At 31.0% G+C, this 24,457-nt stretch carries 25 protein-coding genes and 2 pseudogenes; 1 reads left to right on the forward strand and 26 read right to left on the reverse strand.

Going from position 1 to position 24,457, the window contains the following annotated elements:
- Positions 1-108: 108 nt before the first annotated feature.
- The 5 genes from dnaK to lepA all read right to left on the reverse strand — a co-directional run bounded on the left by dnaK (position 109) and on the right by lepA (position 6,826).
- Positions 109-1,941, reverse strand: coding sequence for a molecular chaperone DnaK (gene dnaK / locus FH144_RS04330; protein WP_107508558.1), 1,833 nt, complete (start codon positions 1,939-1,941; stop codon positions 109-111).
- A gap of 54 nt (positions 1,942-1,995) precedes the next feature.
- Positions 1,996-2,610, reverse strand: coding sequence for a nucleotide exchange factor GrpE (grpE, locus tag FH144_RS04335; protein WP_242313916.1), 615 nt, complete (start codon positions 2,608-2,610; stop codon positions 1,996-1,998).
- Between the two features lie 31 nt (positions 2,611-2,641).
- On the reverse strand, positions 2,642-3,619 hold the full coding sequence (gene hrcA, locus FH144_RS04340; RefSeq protein ID WP_242313918.1) for a heat-inducible transcriptional repressor HrcA: 978 nt from the start codon (positions 3,617-3,619) through the stop codon (positions 2,642-2,644).
- A 100-nt stretch (positions 3,620-3,719) separates the two neighbouring features.
- Positions 3,720-4,844 (reverse strand): radical SAM family heme chaperone HemW, encoded by a 1,125-nt coding sequence (gene hemW / locus FH144_RS04345; RefSeq protein ID WP_242313920.1) that lies wholly within the window; start codon positions 4,842-4,844, stop codon positions 3,720-3,722.
- 158 nt (positions 4,845-5,002) lie between these two features.
- Positions 5,003-6,826, reverse strand: a complete 1,824-nt coding sequence (gene lepA / locus FH144_RS04350; RefSeq protein ID WP_242313922.1) for a translation elongation factor 4 — start codon at positions 6,824-6,826, stop codon at positions 5,003-5,005.
- A 338-nt stretch (positions 6,827-7,164) separates the two neighbouring features.
- On the opposite strand from lepA, the gene rpsT reads away from it, so the two are divergent.
- Entirely contained in the window at positions 7,165-7,416 is a 252-nt protein-coding gene (rpsT, locus tag FH144_RS04355; RefSeq protein ID WP_242313925.1) for a 30S ribosomal protein S20, read from the forward strand.
- A gap of 42 nt (positions 7,417-7,458) precedes the next feature.
- On the opposite strand, the gene holA is transcribed toward rpsT, so the two are convergent.
- The 21 genes and pseudogenes from holA to greA all read right to left on the reverse strand — a co-directional run bounded on the left by holA (position 7,459) and on the right by greA (position 24,408).
- Complete coding sequence (gene holA / locus FH144_RS04360; RefSeq protein ID WP_242313927.1) at positions 7,459-8,433, reverse strand: DNA polymerase III subunit delta; 975 nt, start codon at positions 8,431-8,433, stop codon at positions 7,459-7,461.
- Positions 8,434-8,513: 80 nt separating this feature from the next.
- The gene (locus tag FH144_RS04365) at positions 8,514-10,682 is read right to left on the reverse strand and encodes a DNA internalization-related competence protein ComEC/Rec2 (RefSeq protein WP_242313930.1); all 2,169 of its coding nucleotides are present in this window, start codon (positions 10,680-10,682) and stop codon (positions 8,514-8,516) included.
- A 3-nt stretch (positions 10,683-10,685) separates the two neighbouring features.
- Entirely contained in the window at positions 10,686-11,144 is a 459-nt protein-coding gene (locus tag FH144_RS04370) for a ComE operon protein 2 (protein ID WP_107508565.1), read from the reverse strand.
- A gap of 71 nt (positions 11,145-11,215) precedes the next feature.
- Complete coding sequence (locus FH144_RS04375) at positions 11,216-11,941, reverse strand: helix-hairpin-helix domain-containing protein (protein ID WP_242313932.1); 726 nt, start codon at positions 11,939-11,941, stop codon at positions 11,216-11,218.
- Between the two features lie 55 nt (positions 11,942-11,996).
- Positions 11,997-12,722: a class I SAM-dependent DNA methyltransferase gene (locus FH144_RS04380; protein ID WP_242313934.1), complete on the reverse strand. Its 726-nt coding sequence runs from the start codon at positions 12,720-12,722 to the stop codon at positions 11,997-11,999.
- Between the two features lies 1 nt (position 12,723).
- Complete coding sequence (gene rsfS / locus FH144_RS04385; RefSeq protein ID WP_242313936.1) at positions 12,724-13,077, reverse strand: ribosome silencing factor; 354 nt, start codon at positions 13,075-13,077, stop codon at positions 12,724-12,726.
- A complete protein-coding gene (yqeK, locus tag FH144_RS04390; protein WP_107508322.1) occupies positions 13,078-13,662 on the reverse strand; it encodes a bis(5'-nucleosyl)-tetraphosphatase (symmetrical) YqeK in 585 nt (194 codons plus the stop codon).
- Positions 13,652-14,224, reverse strand: coding sequence for a nicotinate-nucleotide adenylyltransferase (locus FH144_RS04395; RefSeq protein WP_198611507.1), 573 nt, complete (start codon positions 14,222-14,224; stop codon positions 13,652-13,654). Before FH144_RS04395 ends, yqeK begins: the two co-directional genes overlap by 11 nt.
- A 7-nt stretch (positions 14,225-14,231) precedes the next feature.
- Positions 14,232-14,522, reverse strand: coding sequence for a ribosome assembly RNA-binding protein YhbY (yhbY, locus tag FH144_RS04400; protein WP_242313938.1), 291 nt, complete (start codon positions 14,520-14,522; stop codon positions 14,232-14,234).
- 1 nt (position 14,523) lies between these two features.
- Positions 14,524-15,330: a shikimate dehydrogenase gene (gene aroE / locus FH144_RS04405; RefSeq protein ID WP_242313940.1), complete on the reverse strand. Its 807-nt coding sequence runs from the start codon at positions 15,328-15,330 to the stop codon at positions 14,524-14,526.
- Positions 15,331-15,342: 12 nt separating this feature from the next.
- Positions 15,343-16,443, reverse strand: coding sequence for a ribosome biogenesis GTPase YqeH (gene yqeH, locus FH144_RS04410; protein WP_242313942.1), 1,101 nt, complete (start codon positions 16,441-16,443; stop codon positions 15,343-15,345).
- Complete coding sequence (locus FH144_RS04415; RefSeq protein ID WP_103167099.1) at positions 16,444-16,971, reverse strand: YqeG family HAD IIIA-type phosphatase; 528 nt, start codon at positions 16,969-16,971, stop codon at positions 16,444-16,446.
- A gap of 24 nt (positions 16,972-16,995) precedes the next feature.
- Positions 16,996-17,682 (reverse strand): 5'-methylthioadenosine/S-adenosylhomocysteine nucleosidase, encoded by a 687-nt coding sequence (gene mtnN, locus FH144_RS04420; RefSeq protein WP_242313944.1) that lies wholly within the window; start codon positions 17,680-17,682, stop codon positions 16,996-16,998.
- A 245-nt stretch (positions 17,683-17,927) separates the two neighbouring features.
- A complete protein-coding gene (locus FH144_RS04425; RefSeq protein WP_242313946.1) occupies positions 17,928-19,184 on the reverse strand; it encodes an NRAMP family divalent metal transporter in 1,257 nt (418 codons plus the stop codon).
- A 12-nt stretch (positions 19,185-19,196) separates the two neighbouring features.
- Complete coding sequence (gene pxpA / locus FH144_RS04430; protein ID WP_242313948.1) at positions 19,197-19,949, reverse strand: 5-oxoprolinase subunit PxpA; 753 nt, start codon at positions 19,947-19,949, stop codon at positions 19,197-19,199.
- Positions 19,949-21,310, reverse strand: a complete 1,362-nt coding sequence (locus FH144_RS04435; RefSeq protein WP_107508314.1) for an acetyl-CoA carboxylase biotin carboxylase subunit — start codon at positions 21,308-21,310, stop codon at positions 19,949-19,951. The genes pxpA and FH144_RS04435 overlap by 1 nt, the downstream gene beginning before the upstream one ends.
- A gap of 13 nt (positions 21,311-21,323) precedes the next feature.
- Positions 21,324-21,551, reverse strand: a pseudogene (locus tag FH144_RS12090) (acetyl-CoA carboxylase biotin carboxyl carrier protein); the annotation flags it as partial.
- A 117-nt stretch (positions 21,552-21,668) separates the two neighbouring features.
- A pseudogene (locus FH144_RS12095) lies at positions 21,669-21,776 on the reverse strand (acetyl-CoA carboxylase biotin carboxyl carrier protein subunit); the annotation flags it as partial.
- A gap of 6 nt (positions 21,777-21,782) precedes the next feature.
- The gene (locus tag FH144_RS04445) at positions 21,783-22,784 is read right to left on the reverse strand and encodes a 5-oxoprolinase subunit C family protein (RefSeq protein ID WP_242313952.1); all 1,002 of its coding nucleotides are present in this window, start codon (positions 22,782-22,784) and stop codon (positions 21,783-21,785) included.
- Positions 22,774-23,502, reverse strand: a complete 729-nt coding sequence (gene pxpB / locus FH144_RS04450) for a 5-oxoprolinase subunit PxpB (RefSeq protein WP_242313954.1) — start codon at positions 23,500-23,502, stop codon at positions 22,774-22,776. The genes FH144_RS04445 and pxpB overlap by 11 nt, the downstream gene beginning before the upstream one ends.
- A 429-nt stretch (positions 23,503-23,931) precedes the next feature.
- Positions 23,932-24,408 (reverse strand): transcription elongation factor GreA, encoded by a 477-nt coding sequence (gene greA / locus FH144_RS04455; RefSeq protein ID WP_103166600.1) that lies wholly within the window; start codon positions 24,406-24,408, stop codon positions 23,932-23,934.
- Positions 24,409-24,457 lie beyond the last annotated feature (49 nt).

Consider the following 24,457-nt stretch of genomic DNA (forward strand, 5'->3'; position numbering starts at 1 on the left):
TGTAAATATAAAAGAAAAAGTCAAAGCCAATGTTCAATTGACTTTGACTTTTTGGCTGACATTTATAGTGGTTTAACTAAATTAGCGAACCTTATAAACGATTAGCGATTATTTTTTATCTTCATCGTCATTTACTTCTTTAAATTCAGCATCTTCTACATTGCTGTCATTATTGCCTTGTTGTTGAGCATCAGCACCTTGTGCTTGTTGTTGAGCTTGTTGATAAACTTTAGCTGATAAATCTTGAATTACTTTTTCAAGTTCTTCTTTTTTAGCTTTAATGTCTTCTAAATCTTGACCTTCAAGGGCAGATTTTAAAGCATCTTTTTTACTTTCAGCATTAGATTTGTCATCTTCGCTAATGTTTTCACCTAAGTCTTTAATAGTTTTTTCAACTTGGAATACTAAGCTATCTGCTTCATTTCTTAAGTCTACTTCTTCACGACGGCTTTTATCTGCTTCAGCATTTTCTTCTGCATCTTTAACCATACGATCGATTTCTTCATCAGATAAAGCTGAGCTTGATTGAATTGTGATATTTTGTTCTTTGTTAGTACCTAAGTCTTTTGCAGTAACATTTACGATACCGTTTTTATCAATATCAAATGTAACTTCGATTTGAGGTACGCCACGTGGAGCAGGTGGAATATCAGTTAATTGGAATCTACCTAATGTTTTATTATCTGATGCCATTGGGCGTTCACCTTGTAACACGTGAATGTCTACTGCTGGTTGGTTATCAGCTGCAGTTGAGTATACTTGAGATTTTGAAGTTGGGATAGTTGTATTACGTTCAATTAATGTGTTCATACGTCCACCCATGATTTCAATACCAAGTGATAATGGTGTAACGTCTAATAATACGACATCTTTAACATCACCAGTGATAACGCCACCTTGGATAGCAGCACCCATTGCTACTACTTCGTCAGGGTTAACACCTTTGTGAGGGTCTTTACCAATTTCTTTTTTAACTGCTTCTTGAACAGCTGGGATACGAGTTGAACCACCTACTAAGATAACTTCGTCGATTTCCGAAGTAGATAAACCAGCGTCTTTAAGTGCTTGACGAGTAGGTTCCATAGTTCTTCTAATTAATGAATCAGCTAATTCTTCAAATTTAGAACGAGTTAAACTAATTTCTAAGTGTAATGGACCATTTTCACCAGCTGAGATGAATGGTAATGAAATTTGAGTTTGAGAAACACCTGATAAGTCTTTTTTAGCTTTTTCAGCAGCATCTTTAAGACGTTGTAATGCCATTTTATCTTGTGATAAGTCTACGCCATTTTCTTTTTTGAATTCTGAAACTAAGTGATCGATAATTACTTGGTCAAAGTCGTCACCACCAAGTTTATTATCACCAGCAGTTGAAAGTACTTCAAATACGCCATCGCCTAATTCAAGGATAGAAACGTCAAATGTACCGCCACCTAAGTCGAATACTAATACTTTTTGATCTTGTTCAGTTTTGTCTAAACCATAAGCTAATGCAGCAGCAGTTGGTTCGTTAATAATACGTTCAACTTCTAAACCAGCAATTTTACCAGCGTCTTTTGTAGCTTGACGTTCAGCATCATTGAAGTAAGCAGGAACTGTGATAACTGCTTTATCAACTTTATCTCCTAAATAGCTTTCTGCAGTGTTTTTAAGGTTTTGTAAAACCATTGCTGAAATTTCTTGAGGAGTATATGATTTGCCTTCAATATCAACTTTATAGTCAGTACCCATATGACGTTTAATTGATTGAACTGTATTAGGGTTAGTAATAGCTTGACGTTTAGCTACTTCACCAACTTGAGTTTCACCGTTTTTGAATGCTACTACTGATGGAGTAGTTCTAGCACCTTCAGGGTTTTGAATTACTTTAGGTTCGTCACCTTCTAAAATAGCTACACATGAATTTGTTGTACCTAAGTCTATACCGATTACTTTACTCATAATAAAATTCCTCCAATATAATTATTTGTTAAAATGGTATTTTCATCAAATGCTTTATTGATTTACTTTAACCATTGATGGTCTTAGAACTCTATCCTTTAATTTATACCCTTTTTGTAGTTCTTGAGTAATTTCTCCAGATTTGAAATCAGGATTATCATCTTGAACTACAGCTTGGTGATAATTAGGATCAAATTCTTGACCTTCAGATTCAATTTCTTCAAGACCATTTTCTTGAAGTGCTCTTAATAAGCTTTCATGAACCATTTGTACACCTTTTTGCAATGATTTAAATGATTCATCGCTACCTTCAATTTGTAAAGCACGTTCAATATTATCAATTGTAGGTAAAATATCAGTTAACACACGTTGTGATTGATATTTTTTATTAGTTTCATTTTCTTTTTGAATTCTACGTTTATAATTTTCGAATTCTGCATACAATCTTAAATATTTTTCTTCATTTTCATTTGCTTTTAATTGTAATTGCTGAATTTCCTCATCTTTAGGATCTACTGATGTTTCTTCACTTTCATCACTATCTTGTGAATTATCATTTTCAACTGTAGCAGTTTCAGCATTTTCTACTGATGATGTTTCTTCATTAGTTGTTTCATTTTCTTCAGTATTTTCAGTAGTATTTTTTACTGATTCATCTTTTTCTGTCATTTTTTACCCTCCAATATAATTACAATTAAACTCACCAAATTTGGTTAAGTAATTGAATCACATTTTGATAATGCATTGCAGTTGGTCCAATAACCGCTATTTGTCCTTTTAGAGAATGATCAAAGTGATATTGACTAGTAACGATTGAAATATCACTAAGACTTTCATCAATTTCTTTTCCAATTTTGACATTAATTTCTGAAGAAGAAATGTCTTCTAACAATTCAGTAATCCGCTCTGACTCTAAATACTGCAAAATTGGTTGAATTGACGAAACATTTGATTCATTCAATGCATCAATTAGTTTAACCTTTCCACCCATAAAAATGCTATTACTTTGTTTGTGAAGATGTGAATTAAGCATATGAACAATATTATTAATAAATAATTCTTCTTCATTAGAGTTAACAAATGCTTTAATTTTATCTTTAAAGTTAAAATTTTTATCGCTATATTGTTGACTAATGAAATTAGAAATATCAATTAACCTATCATTGTCTAAATTGATGTATGAATGCAAATGTAAGTGTTCTACGTGCCCTGAATTGTAAATAATTACCATTATAATAATCGATTGATTTGCACGTATTAAATGAACGTTATTTATAATATCTTTATTGTGGTCTGGACGAACAACCAACGTTGCATATTGAGATTTCATTGATAATTCATTTGCAAAATAATTTAATGCTGAAGAAATATCGTAGTGATTCTCAATCAAGAGTTGATTTAATCGTTGAACTTTATTGTGTTTTTGATGAGATGTTTTCTTTAACAATTGATTGACATAAAGTCTAAACCCTTCTTCTGAAGGAGAACGACCTGAGGATGAATGTGTTTTTTCTAAAAAGTTTAATTCTTCTAGATATTTCATTTCATTCCTAATCGTTGCTGGACTGACATCTAAGTGATGTCTGTCAATCAATGTCTTAGAACCAATTGGTTGTCCTAAATCAACATAATCTTCAACAATTGCATTTAAAATGCTTAATTGTCTATCTGTAATCATGTTTTCACCTCATTAGCACTGTTTCCTCTCAAGTGCTAATTATAATTTATCAAATTGGTCAAAGTAAGTCAACGTTAAAGCATTACTTTTTTTAAAATATCTATATATTTAACAGAAAAGCTTCAAAAACCTCATTTCCAATCACTTTTCCACGCTCAGTTAAAGAAATATATCCATCTTGTTCTTTTAATAGTTCTTTAGTTTTTAAACTATCAATAGTGTAACCAAAAACCTTATCTATAGAAACGTTAAATTTAAGGTAAAATTTTTCTCTGCTTACGCCTTTATTCATTCTTAAACCTAGGAACATTTCTTCTTCCATTTTTTCCTCAAATGTCGGTGTATTGCTGGTTAATATAGGCTTTTCATCATTATTCACTTTATTGATGTAATGTTGGACAGGATTTAAGTTTGTATACCTTACTCCATTTACATAACCACTTGCCCCGGCTCCGAAACCATAATACTCCTCATTAAGCCAATACACTTTATTATGATATGACTCATGGTTATTTTTAGCGAAATTAGAAATTTCATATTGTTTAAAAGGTGTATTTTCGAGAGTATTCATTAAATACTGGTACATTTCAGCGCCTAAGTCTTCATTTGGTAATTTCAACTTACCTTTTCGATACATATTATAAAATTGAGTTTTAGGCTCTAAAATTAGGCCATAACTTGAGATATGATCAATATCCATATTTATTGCTCTATTTAAACTGTCTGAAAAGTCTTCTAAAGTCTGTTCGGGCAAATGATACATTAAATCGAGGCTTATAGATTGAATGCCTGCTTTTCTAGCATTATTTACTGCATTATATATATCTTCCGTCTTATGAGTTCTGCCAAGAATGCGTAATAATTCAGGTTTGAAAGTTTGTACACCCATTGAAATCCTATTCACCCCGTATTGTTTTAGCAATTTCACTTTATCAAAAGTTAATTCATCTGGATTAGCTTCAAAACTAAATTCTCCACTAATTGAAAAGATAGAAGTGATTGCTTTTAATAATCTTTCAAGTTGTGCTTCACTAAGTGCAGTAGGTGTTCCTCCCCCTACATACATAGTATCTAACTCCCTATTAGAACTCGTCTCCATTTCTTTTATTAACGCAGTTAAATATTCGTCTACAGGCTGTTTATCAATAAAATACTTATTGAAATCACAATAAGTACATATTCTAACGCAAAACGGAATATGGATATATGCACTTTTGACCGTCATATTTACACCTTCACTTATTTTATAATTGAATTAAAAAGAGACTGAGACAATAACATTGAAGATTTTAATAATGGGAGAAAATAAATAGTTTAATAGTACATACTTTCCGCCTTAAACATTAAAATCTTAATTTATAACTGTCTCAACCTCTTTGTTAACTATTCGTCGTCCATTTTTAATACTGCTAAGAAAGCATCTTGTGGTATTTCTACGTTACCAACTGCTTTCATTTTAGCTTTACCAGCTTTTTGTTTTTCTAATAATTTACGTTTACGACTTATATCGCCACCATAACATTTAGATAAAACATTTTTACCCATTGATTTAATGTTAGTTCTAGCTACGATTTTTTGACCAATAGCAGCCTGAACAGGTACTTCGAACTGTTGTCTAGGAATTAATGTTTTAAGTTTTTCAACTAGTGCTTTACCTCTTTCATAGGCGAAGTCTCTATGCACGATAAAACTTAAAGCATCTACAGTATCACCATTTAATAAGATGTCCATTTTAACCAAGTTACTTACTTTATTCTCAATGAATTCATAATCAAATGAAGCATAACCTTTAGTATTTGATTTTAATTGATCGAAAAAGTCGAACACTACTTCAGATAGTGGAATTTCATAAACGATGTTAACTCGAATGTCATCTAGGTAGTCCATGTTGATAAATTGTCCACGTTTACGCTGACATAATTCCATAACGGCACCTACATAATCATTTGGAACCATCATAGTAGCTTTAACATATGGTTCATAAATAGCTTCTATTCTATCACGCTCAGGCATTTGAGCTGGGTTATCTACTGTAACTTCTGAGCCGTCTTTCATTATACATTGATATATAACAGATGGTGCAGTAGCAATTAATTCAATTCCGAATTCACGTTCAATACGTTCTTGAATAATCTCCATATGAAGCATACCTAAGAATCCAGTTCTAAAACCAAAGCCTAATGCTTGTGAAGATTCAGGTTCAAACTCTAAAGAAGCATCATTTAATTGTAACTTCTCTAACGCTTCTCTTAAATCATTATAATCTTTATTTTCAATTGGGAATAAACCACAATATACCATTGGGTTCATTTTCTTATAACCTTTAAGTGGTGATTCTGCTGGACTATTAGCATGTGTGATAGTGTCACCTACACGTGAGTCATCTACATTTTTAATACTAGCAATGATATAACCAACGTCACCAACAGTTAGTTCCTCTACTGGTAATTGTTTAGGTGTATTAATTCCTACTTCACTTACCTCAAACTCTTTGCCAGTAGCCATCATTTTAATACGGTCGCCAGCTTTAACTACGCCTTCCATTACTCGTATAGATGAAATTACACCTCGATAAGGGTCGTACTCAGAATCAAAGATTAATGCTTTAAGTGGAGCACTAGGATCCCCTTCTGGTGGAGGAACTACTTCAACTATTTTTTCTAGAATTTCTTCAATACCTATGTTAGATTTCGCACTTGCTAACACCACATCATCTTGATCTAGACCGATGACATCTTCAAGTTCTTGTTTAACTCTTTCAGGTTCAGCAGCAGGTAAATCAATTTTATTTACAACAGGTAATAATTCTAATTCATTATCTAGTGCTAAATAAACGTTTGCTAGAGTTTGTGCCTCAATTCCTTGAGCAGCGTCAACTACTAGAATAGCACCTTCACATGCAGCTAATGATCTTGATACTTCATAAGAAAAGTCTACGTGTCCTGGTGTATCTATAAGATGGAAAGTATAAGTTTGGCCATCATTAGCCTCGTATTTCAAACGTACTGCATTTAATTTGATTGTAATGCCTCGTTCTCGCTCTAAATCCATTGAATCTAATAATTGATTTTGCATGTCTCGTGTTTCAACAGATTTCGTATTTTCTAAAATTCTATCTGCTAATGTTGATTTACCATGATCAATATGAGCAATAATAGAAAAATTTCGTATATTTTCTCTTCTGTTATAGCGTTCTTGCATATCCATGACCTATCATTCTCGCTTTCATAAAATTAGCCCGTGTGTGTATACATCTTTGATATAATATCGTTTTTAATACTTAATTGCAAACCTAATAAAGGTAATAATATATTAAAATTGAATCTTTCGAATTAATCGTGATTTAACGAACTTGATAACTTGTTATAATGTAATTATAAAGTGTTGAGTTTTGCATTCCAATAGCTAATACTATTTAAATAGTAATAATCACTAGTAAGATATAATTAATGATTGCACAAATACCTTTGTTTTGATAAAATATTTCTTGTTGTAATCAAAATAAAATTTGATATGCTTAAGATCACTTTTAGGAGGTGACAGTAATGCCAAATATTAAATCTGCTATTAAACGTGTGAAAACAACTAATAATGCTGAAGCTCGTAATATTTCACAAAAAAATACGATGCGTACAGCAGTAAAAAGAGCTAAAACAGCGATTGAAAACAATGTTGATAATAAAGCTGAATTAGTTAACTTTGCAATTAAAACAGTTGATAAAGCTTCACAAAGTAACTTAATTCACTCAAACAAAGCTGATCGCATTAAATCAAAATTAATGTCATCAAGTAAATAATTTTAAAAGTTCAAGCTTAGTGCTTGAACTTTTTTATTGCTTTTATAGTGCAAGTATTAATAATTCTAAAATTAATTGTTTATCTATATAGGAAGATTTAAGCTTATAGTCTGTTTCTGCGCAATGATCAATAATATTAAGTAATTCATTGAGTTGATAATGCTTTACTTGTCCGAAAGCTAACTTAACTCTATATGGGTGCACATTAATAGTCTTAGAAATCTGTTGGCCACTATACCCTTTTCTTGATAAAATCTTACATTGATAATAAAGACGGTAATTACTAGTAATTAATGCTAATAATTTAATCGGTTCTTCTTTCATTATTATTAAATCTTTAACAAGCTGAATGGCTTTGTTTTTATCTCCCTTTTGAATATATTCTGTTAATAAAAATACATTCTGTTCTAAACTACGGTTAATGATTAAACTGACATCATTCTTATTTATTGTTGTTCTATCCCCTAAAAATAATATAATCTTGTCTAATTCTTGTGATATAACATTAAAATTAATTCCTGTTAACTCAATAAATAAATTTAAAGCTTCTTGTTTAATGTCTTTATAATTTTCATGTAATTTATTTTGTATCCATGATTTCATTTCTTGTTCAGACATTTGTTCAACTTTATAAAGCTTACTAGTATTCTTTAATGTTTTTGTTAATTTTTTACGTTCATCTAATTTACTTTGGTAAATTTCAAAGATTAAAAGATTATTACCATCATACTTCTCTAAAAACTCAATAACTTGATCGGTATTAGGCGTTATTTCTTTAGAAACTTTTTCGCCGGTAAACATAAATGAATTTTTAACCACAATTGCTTTTTTCTCAGAAATAAATGGCAAAGTCAAAGCTTCTTCTATAATTGTAGATATGTTAGTTTCATATAGGTTGAATTTAATGAAGTTAAAATCATCTTTTCCTTCTTCTAAAAAGTCATTTACTAATTCATTACTTTTCTTTTCTACTAATTCTGGTACTTCGCCATAAACAGCTACTACGTTATTTCTCATGTTAATGAGCATCCTTTCAAAATATAAAGCGTTTAAATATTATATCATGCGAATTGTGATAATCACTACTTAACTACGATTTATTTGAAAGATATTTTTAAATCTCTATCTAGGTCAATTGTAATCTCTCCATCATTTTGAGTATTATAAATTTTACTGTTGAATGATTTTAACTTTTCAATTGTTTCCTCATTAGGTAGATGATATTTATTATGTTTACCACTTGATATTACACTGATAGATGGACGGATTATATTTAGAAATTGTTCAGAACTACTAGTTTTACTGCCGTGATGACCTACCTTTAAAATATCGATGTTCGGTAGATTATATTTATGTATTAATATATTTTCATTATTTTTAGTAGCGTCTCCCATCAGTAATAACTTGTATTTTAAATAGTCTATTAAAATAATAACACTTTGTTCGTTCTTATCGCTGCTAGTTGGGATATAAGTATGAAAAAAATGAAGAGTAGATGAATTTAAATTAATAGTATTGATACGGGAAGCATCTATTAATTGAATGTGATTGCTATGGCATATTTGTTCAATCATAGACAGTTTATTTGGTGGATAACTAGCTAAATATATCATTAACTTTTTAATTTTTAGATGTTTTGCTAGATACGGCAATTCAGCCATGTGATCCGCATGAGGATGAGTGATAATTAAATAATCAATCGTGCTTATACCTTTAGACTTAAGTGTAGGCATAATATGATATTTTGATATTTGATAATTTTCTTCGGCACTATTTTCTTTTCCACCAGTATCTACCATAACAGTCTCTTGACTTTTAGTTTGAAAAATTAAACTATCCCCTTGCCCGACATTTAAAAATGTAATAGTCGAAGAACTAGGTTTAGTAAAGATAATTATACAAGTAATAAATAATAGAATGACAACCAAACTATAGATAATTCTTTTATGGCAAACAAACAAGATAATGAAAAAGATTAAAATAAAGTAAATAAAAAGTTCTAACATAGAATGAAAAGTTATAAATAGGCGCAATTTTTGGAAAGGTAAAAATAAATTCAATAATAAGTCATGAAACTTAAATACCTTATTAGTTATTATGTTTAACAAAGTTATATTGTTAACGAAATGATAAACTATAAAGTTACATATAGCTAATGGAAATATAATAAAGCTATATAAAGGCACGAACATGATATTAGAAAATAAACCTAGCCATTGTAACTGATTAAAATGATAAATACTAATTATAAATGAGGAAAGTTGAGCGATAAGTGAAAGTAATAGAAAATTTTTAAATGGTGAACTGTTAAAGAGTGGTAAAGACAAAAGTATAAATAAGGAAATTAGAAAAGAAAACTGAAATCCTATATCATAAATAATATTTGGATAAAACATTGCTAAAAAAATAAATATTAATCCTAATATATCGATGGAAGTTAATTTGTATCTTCGAGGAAGTACAATAAATATAATAGTTCCAATAATGGCTCTTAAAGCGCTTGGTGCAAAATCAGTATAAAAAGCAAATAGTATTAATAGTAAAATAATTATAGTATTAATGATCAATTTAGGTAGATTAAATCTTACTAAGTTTTGATATACAATAAAGGAAATGGTAGCTATATGTGAACCACTGACTGCTAATAAATGATAGATTCCGACATCTTTGACTTCTTCAATATAGTTTGGGTTTATTGCACTAGTATCACCAAAGATTAAAGCTATAATTTTTTCTGGTTCCCGTAAAGTAGATTGATATAGCTTGTTATAAATAAAATTCAAATGACGATTAATAAAAGTGGTATTATCAATCTGATGACATGAATTATAATCAACGTTTTTCACAAAAACATAAGCTTTACCATTAAAAATATTAGTAATGTCCCCTTTAATATGACATGCTTTATGTTCTAAATTGAGTGGCTTTGTATTTTTATATTTAAATGTAAATAAATAATCTACATCATTATAATAAAAATCCACTTTGATAAGATGATGAGCTATCCTAAAATTATTACCAAATTTCACTTCTGAATTAATGCTATGATTATTCGTTGCTTGTGTAATTAATCTACTATTTAATTGTTCATTATGTTGAATTGTTAAGAGACCTATAATAAAGAATAGGCTTAAAATAATTATAAAATCTATGCGAAATCGTTTTCGCATTATTATTATACATAAGATTGTAGCTACGAATATTGAAAATAATTTTAAGTGTAACCATAAAATACCTGCTAAAAAACTTAATGCAATGTAAATCATAAATTATTCTGTTAAGTATTGAGCTACTTTACTAGGAGAAAAAGCAATTTTTTTATATTCAATGCCTGACTGGTTTAATAACTTAAGGGCATAGTCATGATTATGATAGTCTTGAGCATAATAAATTCGAGTGATACCAGCTTGAATGATTGACTTAGTACAATTTAAACATGGAAAATGCGTAACATAGATTGTTGCTCCTTCAGTAGACACCCCTTGTTTAGCACATTGTAACAAAGCGTTCATTTCTGCGTGAATAGTTCTAATACAGTGCCCATCTTCAATTAGGCAACCTTCGTCTATACAATGAACTTCACCCGATACTGAACCATTATAGCCTCCAGCTATTATTCTGTTATCTTTTACTATTGTAGCTCCAACAGAGAGTCTTTCACATGTTGAACGCAATGCTAATAAATGACTTTGAGCCATAAAATACTCGTCCCATTTAATTCGTTCCATTTAAACAGCTCCTTTTAAAAATATATTAATTATTATAGTTTAAGTTTCAATTCAATCCAATATTATTTTATTCATACAGTAAAATATTCTTTAATTTTTTCAAAAGTTTTTTCACCAATTCCTTTTATCTTTTTTAAATCCTCTACACTTTGAAAGGTTCCTATTTTTTCTCTATAGCTTATTATTTCTTTTACTTTTGTGGGGCCTATACCAGATACATTGAGTAACTCACTCTCACTACTTGTGTTTAAATTGACTTTATTATTAGTAGAAGACTGATTTACGTTACTTGTTTTAGTATCATTGCTACTTGTTGGAGTAATAACTGACTCAGTTTTAGAATTATTTTCATTTTTGTGTGGAATATAAATCATCTTTTGATCTACAAGCTTTTCTGATAAATTAATTTGTGAAATGTCAGCATCTTTTAGTAATTTGGCTTTAGTTATTAAATCATTGATTCTATCAGTAGATTTCATTATATAAACACCAGGTTTTGTTACTGCTCCTTTTAAATCAACATATATATTTTGATTGTCTTGTTGACCGGTGTTATTATCATCGCTCGGTGTTTCTTTCTTATGATCAAAAGCATTGGGCTGGTTATCTGTTGAATATTCATCTTTCGTGCGTTTATTCTGACTATATTGAATAGTATTACTATCGTTTTCATCTTTGTGGGATACACTATTATGTAAAGTGAAATAAAGAATGATGCTAATTGCTATAATACCTGCAGCTATATATAGTTGCCATTTCTTCAAAAATATTATCATTTCATTTTTACTTTTAAACAAAAAAACTCATCTCCTTATACATATAAACGTATAAGAAGATGAGTTTACTTTAAATTTATTTGCGAGCGACGAAAAATAATCGTTCACCTTTATCGTCGTGATTTTCGATGCTAAAATCTACGAATATTTCAATATTAGAAAAACCAACTTGTTTTAATAATTGAATATAAGTATCTTTATCAAACGTTCTTTGGTAATGAGATTCATCAAATCTATGATAATTACCATCACTATTTTTTATAAAAAAGTTCATATCATGAAATACACTATTTGGTTCTTCGCCAGTAATAGCTTCCCATGCTAAGAAGACTTGTTCATTTTCATCAATATAACATTGATTATTAAATAACGTATTCATTTTAAAAATAGTGTGAACATCAAATATAAATATGCCAGAGTCATCTAGATGTTGCATTACACATTGAAATGTTTGTTGAACATCTTCAATATCTGGTAAATAATTCAGTGAATCACAAAATATTGTAATAACATCAAATTTAGTATTTAATGAAAAATCGGTCATATCACCTTCTAACCAAGTGACTTGGTTAGATTTATTTACAGCAATAGATAGCATATCAGCGCTCAAATCTATGCCTGTAACCGAACCAATAGAAGTAAGTTTTGAAGTTAAGCTTCCAGTGCCACAACCAATATCAAGTAGCTTAAGGTCTTTATTAAATGATTGTGTATAGTATTTTACTATATCGTACCATTTATCATAAGGTTGATCTTGAGCTAATTGATCGTATACTGCACTCATTTCAACATACTGAGACATCTTAATAGACAGCCTGACCGTATGTTTCTATTGGTGCATCTTGATATAGTTTCTCAATATTATAATAATTTCGTTCATCTTTATGGAATATATGAACCACAACATCAGCTAAATCAATAAGCACCCATCTTGCATCTTGATTACCCTCCATACGTTTAACGTCTATTTCGTTTTCATGTACGGCTTCTTTCACGGCTCGAGCTATTGATTGAACTTGTCGTTCATTATTACCATGACAAACTACAAAATAATCAGTCATATCACTAATACCTTGCATATTAAGAGAAACAATATCTTCTGCTTTTTTATTTTCTGTCGCATTGACAGCAATATTCAATAATTCTTCTGAATTCATTTAATCATCCTTTATTCTTTGATCACTATAATTATAATAGTTTAAACATGAAATTGTTGCACCAAAAACTGTTATATCTTTATTAATTAGAAACAATACTGTACGCTTAGATATTTCATAAATTGTTTTATCTAAACTACCTTGATTGTATGCCATATCTCTGATTTCTTCAACTCCTGGAGTTTTTCTGCCAGGTTCAATATAGTCAGCGATAAATACTAATTTTTCAGTTTTAGTCATTTCTTTACGACCCGTAGTATGATTTTTGATGGCTAATAACACTTCTTCATCTTTTACATTATAATCAGCTTCCATTATTGCAGCACATACTGGCCCATGAAGAATCTCTCCTCCATAACTCAACAATTCACTATCTAAATCATATTGTCGAACAATTTGATACATAGTGCTTAATTCATCATATTTACAATAGTCGTGTAACACTCCAGCTAATTCAGCTTTCTTTTCATCGCCGTCGTAGATTTTAGCGAGTTTAACCGCAGTTTCAGCCACTCTTAATGAATGTTTAAATCGTTTTTCAGGCAATTTATCTTTAACAAGTTCAACAGCTTTTTTAATCTTCATAGAATCCTTCCTCTCTAATATAGTTATTAACATTATGAGGGACCAAGATGTTGATTGTTTCGTGGTTTTTAATTCTCTCTCTAATCATAGAAGAGCTAATATCCATACGGGGTATATTAATCGAAATCATATTATTTTCCACTTCTTGGAAATCTGTATCTCTGTTTACGATAATGAACGTTATCAATTGCTTTAACTTATCAATTTCATACCATTTATCTAGTTGTTTATACTGATCAGTACCAATAACAAAATAAAAGTCAGCATTGGGATTATCAGAAACTAAGCTTTTTAATGTTTCATAGGTATAACTCTGACCTTTTCTTTCTAATTCAGCATAACAAATGTCTCCAAATCCTAGCTCTTCTATAACCATTTCAATCATTTTAATTCTAAATTTAGCATCTAAATAATCTTCATGTGTTTTTAAAGGTGCCATATAACTTGGCAAAAAGTAAAATTTATCAGGCTTTATTTGTGAGAATACTTCATTAGCAACTAACATATGGGCCGTATGAATCGGATTAAACTGACCACCATATAAAACAATTTTTTTAGTCATATTAAAATTAAGGCAACGTAATTTGTTTATTATCTTCAGATTCTCTATAGATAACAATCATAGACCCAATTATTTGAACAATATCACTATTAGTTGCTTCGCTTAATATAGTAGCTAATTCTTTTTTATCATCAAAATTATTCTGTAAGACATGGATTTTAATTAATTCACGTGTTTCAAGGGTATCATCTATTTGAGATACCATATTTTCATTTATACCTGCTTTTCCTATTTGAAAAATAGGGTCAATATTATGCGCTAAACTTCTTAAATATCTTTTTTGTTTTCCTGTTAGCATGTTATTCTCCTTGTAAATTTTTTAGTACTGCATATTTCATTTCTTGAATATTGGGTTGTTTACCTGTCCAAATTTTAAAACTTTCAGCTCCTTGATAAACAAACATATCAAGGCCATTATGAATGTGGTTTCCTTTTGATTCAGCTATTTCTAAAAATGGTGTTTTATAAGGTATATAGACAATGTCGCTAACGAGTGAATTAGGTGATAAATTTTCAAGACTAATTACGCTATCAGTATTGTCGTTTAAACCTGCAGACGTAGTATTAATGATAATATCAAATTCGTCTAAATAATTTTCTGCTTCCTTAAGCGAGATAGCATTAATATCTAAATCCCAACTTTCAAAGCGACTCATCGTTCTATTCGCAACAGTTAACTTAGGTTGAACGTAATGACTTAATTCATTCGCTATACCTTTACTAGCACCGCCAGCGCCTAAAATTAAAATATATGCATTGGCAACATCGGGATAAACTTGTTTTAAACCTGTTAAATATCCTAAACCATCCGTGTTATAACCAATCCATCTATTATTAACTATTTTAACAGTATTTACAGCGCCGACTGCTTTAGATTTCTCATCTATTTCATCTAAATAAGGTATGATTCGCTCTTTATGAGGAATCGTTATATTAAACCCATCTAGTTGCTTTTCTTCAATAATTTCACGAATATGATGAAAATCATTTGTTGGAACATGTAAAGCATTATATGAGGTTTCTATACCTAATGCTTTAAAATTGGCATTGTGCATTATTGGAGATAAGGAATGTGAAATAGGATCGCCTATAACCGCATATTTCATATACAAACCGCCTTACATTATTGAATTACGTAATATGACATCGACATTTTTAGGAACTCTTACTATTACCTTCGCCCCTGCTTCAATAGTAATAAAGCCTAACCCTGAAATCATAACATCTCGTTTTTCTTTTCCAGTTTCTAATCTGACCGCCTTAGTTTCATTCATGTCAAATTGCGTTGGATTACTAGGTGGCGTTAACACATTCCCAATTTGATTACGCCATAAGTCATTCGCTTTTTCAGTTTTAGTTCTATGAATATTTAATTCATTTGAAAAATAACATACTAACGGTCGTTTGCCTCCAGAAATATAATCAATTCTTGCTAAACCACCAAAAAATAACGTTTGACCTTCGTTTAATTGAAATACACGTTGTTTAATTTCATTCTTAGGAACGATTACTTTCAATTCTTTGTCAGAAACATAATGAGTCATTTGATGTGATTGGATAATACCTGGTGTATCAAACATGAATGACTTTTCATCTAATGGAATATCAATCATATCTAAAGTAGTTCCAGGAAATCTAGAAGTAGTGACTACATTTTTCTCACCAACGCTCTCTTCAATAAGCTTGTTAATAAGTGTAGATTTACCTACATTTGTAGTCCCGACGATATAAACATCATTGTTATTACGATGCTTATCAATAGTTGTTAATAACTCATCAATGCCCCATCCTTTGTAGGCAGAAATTAATACAACTTCCTCGGCTTCCATTCCATATTTTCTAGCCGTTTTCTTAAGCCACTCTTTAACGCGACGTTTATTAATTTGTTTAGGAAGTAAGTCTAATTTATTTGCTACTAAAATGATTTTTTTATTACCTACAATACGCTTTAATGCATTAATAAAAGAGCCTTCGAAGTCAAAAATATCGACAACATTTACTATAATTCCTTGTCGCTCAGCTAGACCATTAAGTAAATTTAAAAAGTCTTCACTATCCATTCCAACATCTTGGATTTCGTTATAATTTTTTAGTCTAAAACATCTTTGACAAATAACATCTTCTCTAAACAGGTTGTGCTCGGGCACATAACCTGGCGCATTTTTATCTTCAGATTGTAATGGTGCTCCGCAACCAATACATTTTAAAGTGTCATCCAATCAATTTTCCTCCCATGTAATATAACCTTTATTCTTGAAGTAATTTAATAAACGACGTTCAATGATCCTATTAAACCTAGTCACTAAACCATCTGTTCTTTTCACAGGTACTACCATAATCGTGTATAAGCCATTGCGATTACCTCCGAAGACGTCTGTTAACATTTGATCTCCAATAACAATCGTTTCTTCTGGTTTAATATTCATATGCTTAATTGCTTTATTAAAGGATTTACCCATAGGTTTACGAGCTTTGAAAATAAAATCTACATCTAAGTCTTTTGAAAAACTTGAAACACGGTCTTCATTATTATTCGAAACAATTGTAATTGTAATTCCTAAATCATTCGCTTTTTTAAACCATTGTTGTATTTCAATAGTTGGTGATTTTACATCCCAACCTACTAGAGTATTATCTAAATCAGTAATTATCCCTTTAAAGCCAGATTTAGCAAGTTTCTCAATATCTATTTGAAAAACTGATTTAACGTAATCATTTGGCATAAAAAATTTTTTTATTAATCCCATATATTCGTCACCTTTATCAATTATTTATAGTGTTAAAATTAATTGCTCTACGATAGTACTTGAAGATTTCGCAGCTTGTCCTAAAAATTCTTCAAATGACATTTCTGCTTTGCCATTTGCTAAATCAGAAACTGCACGAGTTACAATAAATGGTACTTTGAATTGATAACACGTCTGAGCTATTGCAGTTGCTTCCATTTCGACCGCCATTGCCTCTGGAAATTGACGTTTAAGAACAAGACGCTGTTCTGCACTGCCAATAAAACTATCACCACTAACAATTTGACCGACTTTAGCGTTATAATTTTGCTCAGTAATAACCTTTTCAGTTAGAGTTAAAAGTTCATCATTTGCGTGGAATTTAGCTGGCATTTGTGGAATTTGACCGTATTCATACCCGAATGCTGTTGCATCTGCATCATGATACATTACATCATTACTAATTAATATATCACCTACTGCGAGTTGCTCATCTAAAGCGCCTGCTGAACCAGTATTGATAATAACTTTTGGATTAAATTTTTCAATCAATAAAGTTGTTGAAATTGCAGCGTTAACTTTACCAATACCGCTTTGAGTTAAGACAACTTCTTTATCATTTAATTTACCACGATAAAATTTTACATGGGCTACTGTTACTTCGCTCATTTCTGTTAATTTATCTTTTAAAATAGCTACTTCTTCTTCCATAGCTCCTATAATTCCTATCATATTTACACCTCAGTTTTTTTCTTAGCATTTGTTATTTTATCATATATTTTTATTCATCACGACAAAGATTATTCATTTATGTTTGTAGAATAATTTTTATTTAAAATGATTTTATAGATACTTTCATAACAATAATACCCACTAGCAAACTTGTCTAAATTCGCTAGTGGGTATTAAATGAAACATTATTATCATCTTTTTTTACTATATAAAATAAGAATTAATATTTAAATTAGAGCAATTGATTAACCTTTCCATAGAGCTGCTAAATCTTGTAATGAGAATATTCCAGTTACTATTGTGACAATAACTGCAATCACTCCAAACACAACCATCCATGTTGGGTGTTTATAATCTCCAACAATTGATTTTTTGCGACTCGCAATTAAGATAGCACCTAAAGTGATAGGTAAGATCCAACCATTTATTGCTCCAGCAATGATAAGTAAACTTATAGGTTTACCAATGAATAAGAAAATTAATGTAGAAATAACGATAAAAGTGATTACAATAAGATTATTTTTATTAAATAATGATTTATGTAAAGTTTTTAAGAAAGTAGCACTTGTGTATGCTGAGCCAATAACTGATGACATGGCTGCTGCAAAGATAACTACTCCAAAAATATTTTTACCGATAGGACCGATTGCATGTTCAAATACTGACGCTGGTGGGTTATCAGCATTTAATGTAACTCCAGTAACAACTACACCTAATACTGCTAGGAAAAGAAGTACACGCATGATACCAGTTGTCATGATACCTACTATTGCAGAACGGTTAACGAATGGCACAAACTCTTCGCCCTTCATTCCAGAATCTAATAATCTATGTGCACCTGCAAATGTAATGTAACCACCAACAGTACCTCCAACTAGAGTGATAATTGGTAAGATTAATTTGATTGGATGTTCTGGTGCAACTGTATGAACAAGCGCATCAGCATATGGTGGATTAGATACAACCATTACGTATGCCACTACTAAAATCATTACAACACCAAGCATCATTGAGACAACATCCATAATCTTTTGTCCACTTTTGCTTACAAAAATTAATATTGAGAATACAGCAGTAATTGCTGCACCCCATTTGATATCGAGACCAAACATGGCATTTAAGCCTAAGCCGGCGCCAGCAATGTTCCCTATATTAAATGCTAGACCACCGAATGCAATTAATATTGATATCAAAGTTCCTAAACCAGGAAGTACTTTATTAGATACCTCTTGACCTCGTAAACCTGTTACTACTAAGACACGCCAAATATTAATTTGAGCCCCAATATCTATTAATATTGAAATTAATATTGCAAAGGCAAAGCTAGCGTAGAACTCAGCTGTAAAAACAGCAGTTTGAGTAAGGAACGCTGGTCCTATTGCCGATGTTGCCATCAGGAAAACTGAACCGTATAGCAATCGTCTATGATTTTTAGTAAACTTAAAATCCTTTTTATCTTTTTTTACTTCGTTATTTGGGTTTTGTTGTAAATTTTCTCCCATCTTTGGTACCCCCTATAAGGATTGAATATCAATGCCTTCTTTCGTTAATTTTTTTCTGATTTGTGTTACAAATTCAAGTGCATGTGCCCCATCACCGTGTACACAAATTGTATCTGCTTGTAAATCAATTTCTTTCCCGTTTTTACTAACTACTTTATTTTCAGTAAGCATTTTAATTACTTGGTTTAGTGCTTCTTCAGTGTTAGTAATAGATGCATCTTTTTCTTTACGGCTTACTAATTGGCCATCATCTTCATAGCGTCTATCTGCGAATACTTCTGAAGCAACTTTAAGACCGATAGCTTGAGCTTCTGAGATGAGTAAAGTGTTAGACAATCCTACAAATATTAACTCCGGATCAAAATCATAAACGGCTTGAGCGATAGCACGTGCAATTGTTTTATCACGAGCACCCATTTGGTAAAGTGCGCCATGAGGTTTTACGTGATTAATACGTGTTCCATGTATTTTGCAAAATCCGTTTAATGCACCTAATTGATAAACAACTAGATTATAGATTTCATCTGGAGCGATATCCATGTTGCGACGTCCAAAACCTTTTAAATCTGGCAGTCCTGGATGTGCGCCAATGTCTATACCATGTTCCTTAGCTAATTTTACTGTTTCATTCATTACATTCTCATCACCAGCATGAAAACCACATGCAATATTGGCAGATGTTATTAATGGAATAATATCAGCATCTCCACCAAATGAGTAGTTACCGAAAGCTTCACCCAAGTCACAATTTAAATCAATTTGCATTATAGCTCCACTCCTTTTACTATTTGATGTTTTTCAAGGAATTTTATATCCACTTCACTAGCATCACCATCAGCATATAAAGGATAACTTAATACTGCATATAAAAAGTCGGCAGTTGTTGTAAATCCTTCAATGACCATTTCATCTAAAGCTACTTTTAACTTGTTGATGGCTGTTTGACGATTGGCATCCTTAACAATAACTTTAGCTACTAGCGAATCATAATAAGGTGATACTTGATAGCCAGGGTATAGCAATGAATCGACACGAATGTTAAAACCTTGAGGTAAATGTAATTTTTTTACTTTACCAGGTGTTGGACGGAATTTCTTCTCAGGGTCTTCTGCATTGATACGTGCTTCAATGACATGCCCATTGAATATAATATCTTCTTGAGTGAATGGTAATTCATCATGTTGTAATAAGTATAATTGAGCTTGTAATAAGTCTCTATCCGCGCGCATTTCAGTTACTGTATGTTCAACTTGAATTCGAGCATTCATTTCAATGAAATAATGCGCATCCTCAGTAACTAAGAATTCGATAGTTCCTGCACTACGATAATTTGATGCTTTTGCCACAGCTACTGCGTCGTCACAGATTTGTTGACGTCGTTCTTCTGTTAATGCAGCACACGGTGATTCTTCGATAAGTTTTTGATTTTTACGTTGAACAGAACAATCACGTTCACCTAGATGCACGTAATTCTCTTTACCGTCTCCAATAACTTGAACTTCAACATGCTTAGCTACTGGGATAAATGCTTCCACATATACTCTATCGTCATTGAAATATTTTTTACCCTCACTTTTAGCTTCTTTAAGTGATTTTTCAAGTTGTTCAGGTTCCTTAACAATACGGATACCTTTACCACCACCACCACTTGCTGCTTTTAAAACAAGTGGATAACCGATTTCCTCAGCTAATTCTTTAATTTCGTCAATTGAGTCTACTGCATCTGTCGAACCAGGTATTACTGGTACTCCAGCAGAATCAACTGTTTGACGTGCAGTAATTTTGTCACCCATCATTTCCATTGTTTTTTTACTAGGTCCGATAAAGTGAATGTCATTTTCTTCAACTTTTTCAGCAAAAGTTGTACTCTCAGATAAAAATCCATATCCAGGATGAATGGCGTTTGCCCCAGTTATTTCAGCAGCGCCAATAATACGTTCGATATTTAAATAACTATCTAAAGAATTTGCTTCACCTATACACACAGCTTGGTCTGCAAGGCTGACATGTAAACTTTTTTCATCACCTTTAGCATAAATCGCAACTGTTTCAATATTCATTTCGCGACATGCTCTAATGATACGAACCGCAATTTCTCCTCTATTTGCCACTAAACAACGATACATGTACCTGTCCCCCTTATTTAACTTTGACTAGTACTTGATCATACTCAACATTAGTTCCGTGATCTACTACTATTTCAACTACTTCGCCATCAATGTCACTTGTGACTTCATTCATTACTTTCATTGCTTCTACATATCCGATGACATCACCAGATTTAACTTGATTTCCAACTTTGATTTGTGGCTCAGTTAACTCTTTACTATCTTGTAAAAAGAATGTTCCTACCATAGGAGATGTAATTTCTTTAGATGCCTCTTCAGTAGCATTTGATTGAGATTGGCTTTCTTCTTGTTGGTTTGAAGTTGTCGCTCCATTATCTTGATTTTGAGATGGGATAAATGAACTGTTTTGAGTTCCTTCAGTGAAATCTAATTCTAATTCATTTTCAAAATCTTTATATTTAAATTTTTTAACGTTATTAGATTTTACTAATTTAATAACTTCTTCTATTTTTTGTATATTCATTTTTAATTATTCCTCCTCGATTATTCTTGCTAATTTATTTGAAGTTGGTCGTAACCATTCAATATTATAAATTGGATGTGATGAGACACTCTCTAGTTGTTCATTAAATTCTTTAGTGAACTGTTGTAATTCTTGGTTAGCATCGTTCATTGATATCCACTCAAATTGAATAGTATCACCAGGCTTGAACTGAGCTAATTTTCTTAGACCTAACTGACTTACAGTTGCTATCTTAGTATAGCCACCAACAGTTTGCTTATCATTTAATAAAATAATAGGATTACCATCGTTAGGTACTTGAATACTGCCTAATGCTACAGGCTCTGAAATGATATCAGCACTATTTTCAGGAGCTATATTATCTCCAATAAGTCGATAGCCCATTCTATCTGATTTATCAGAAATATTATATTCACCTTGTACTAAGGTTGTTTTCTTTTCTTCTGAAAATGCTTGTGCCTGTGGGCCTTCAATAATATGAATAATATTATCTTGAGCGATTGCATCATATTCTAATGTTTTTCCTAAGTTCAATTTAAAGTTATCATTAGGAACGATATTAATAACATCGTTCTTTTTTAATAGTCTCCCTTTAAATCCTCCAATCATACTTCTTGTATGCGTGGAATAACTATCGGCTACTTTGTCAATATCTAAAGGCTGTCCGAAGAATATATACCCTCTTGCACCTTCTACCGCATTACCAATTTCTAATTGGTCACCTTGAGACACAAAAATGACTGTATTCTGAGAGATTTTTTGATTATTCAACTTGGCATTGAATTGACCACCAGTAAGTACGATTGTATTATTCTTATCAAATTGTATTGTTGGACCGATAATTGTATATTCAAGGTTAGGCCCTTGATTATTAATCAAGGTTTGTCCCACTTCATAACTATACTTATCCATCGCACCAGCACTTGAGAAACCTAAATGTTGATAACCGTAACGACCTTTATCTTGTACAGTGGTGAAAAGACCAGGTTTTATAATTTTAATGCTCATTATTAGACACCCACTTTTCTTTATTAAATCTATTTTCAGCAATTTCAGTTTCTATTTTTTTAAAAGTTGATTCATCAATTGCATAAAATTTAATGTAATCTCCAGCTTCGTAAAGTGTCATTGGTTCAGAGTATTGATCAAACACTTTTAAAGGTGTTCTACCTATAATTTGCCAACCTCCGGGCGAATTTGAAGGATATAGGCCAGTTTGATTATTAGCGATACCTACAGAACCAGCATCAATTTTAACTCTAGGTTCAGATCTTCTCGGAGTATGTAAACGTTCGTCAAGACCGCCTAAAAATGGAAATCCTGGCATAAAACCTAACATATAAACTAAATACTCATTACTACTATGAATATCTATCACGTCTTCAACTGTTAAATCATTATGATTAGCTACTTCTTCTAAATCAGGACCTACTTCTGAATTATAAAGCACTGGTATATGTATAACTCTTTTTTCAGTTTTAGTATTTAAATCTAGATGTTCAATGTTATCTAAATCTAGACGTTTTATTAATTCTTCATAATCAATTAATTCGTTATCAAAATTCACCATAATGGCTCGATATGAAGGAACAATATCTTTTATTGCTGAAATATTTTTAGAAAGTATGTATTGAGTCGTTGCATCTACTTCTTTATAATTATCTTCACTTATTTCTTCTTTAAAATATAGCAATATTGATTGCTCATTAACTAATTTAATGTCCAATCTATTGCCTCCCCCCTTGATGATACTACGTTTTTAGTCAACTTAATTAATTAGATAGTTTAAATTTGTTAAATTATTAAAGCTCATTATTAACAAGTATATATAAAATTATACCACCTAATAATCATAGTTGTTTAATAAGTATTTCAAATTAAGAATAATAAAAAAGTAAGACTATTGTAATCGCTTACTTTACTGGATTCATTGGTCATTTCTAGTTGTATTCACATAGTTATTTAAGCATATATATCATGATTTGTCATGAAAAAGTTCTGAAATTTAAATATATTTGACAATGTTTAATAAGAATGTTGTTAAAAATTATGTAAATATAATCTAAATAAATATTTTTACATCAATATATAATAGCGAAAAAAACCACTCCAACGGCTAAATTATAAAAATTTAACGCTTGAAGTGGTTAAAAATTTATTTAATATCGACTATTTTTACGTTGATTTCGCCACCATTTGGAAGTGGTACGCGAACTTCATCTTTTAAGCTTTTGCCTATTAATGCTTTAGCCATTGGTGATTCGTTTGAAATTTTACCTTTAAAAGCATCTGATTCAGCAGAACCAACAATTTGATAGCTTTCTTCTTCGTCACCAGGTAATTCAACAAATGTAACTGTTTTACCAATTTGAACAACGTTATTATCACCAGTATCTTCGATAATTAGTGCATATCTTAACATATGCTCAATGCGTTGAATATCCTGTTCGATGAAACCTTGTTCGTCTTTAGCAGCATCATACTCAGAGTTCTCAGATAAGTCACCAAATGAACGAGCAACTTTAATTTTTTCAACTACTTCTGGACGTTTAACAGTTTTTAGTTCTTCTAATTCTTGTTCTAACTGTTCATAACCTTCTTGAGTCATTGGATATTGTTTTTGGTTTTCCATTATGTCATCTTCCTTTATCAGTAATATTTTTCAATTTAAAAAATGAAAT

It is taken from the genome of Staphylococcus sp. acrmy (assembly GCF_022690565.1).
GTDB classification, from domain to species: Bacteria; Bacillota; Bacilli; order Staphylococcales; family Staphylococcaceae; genus Staphylococcus; species Staphylococcus caledonicus.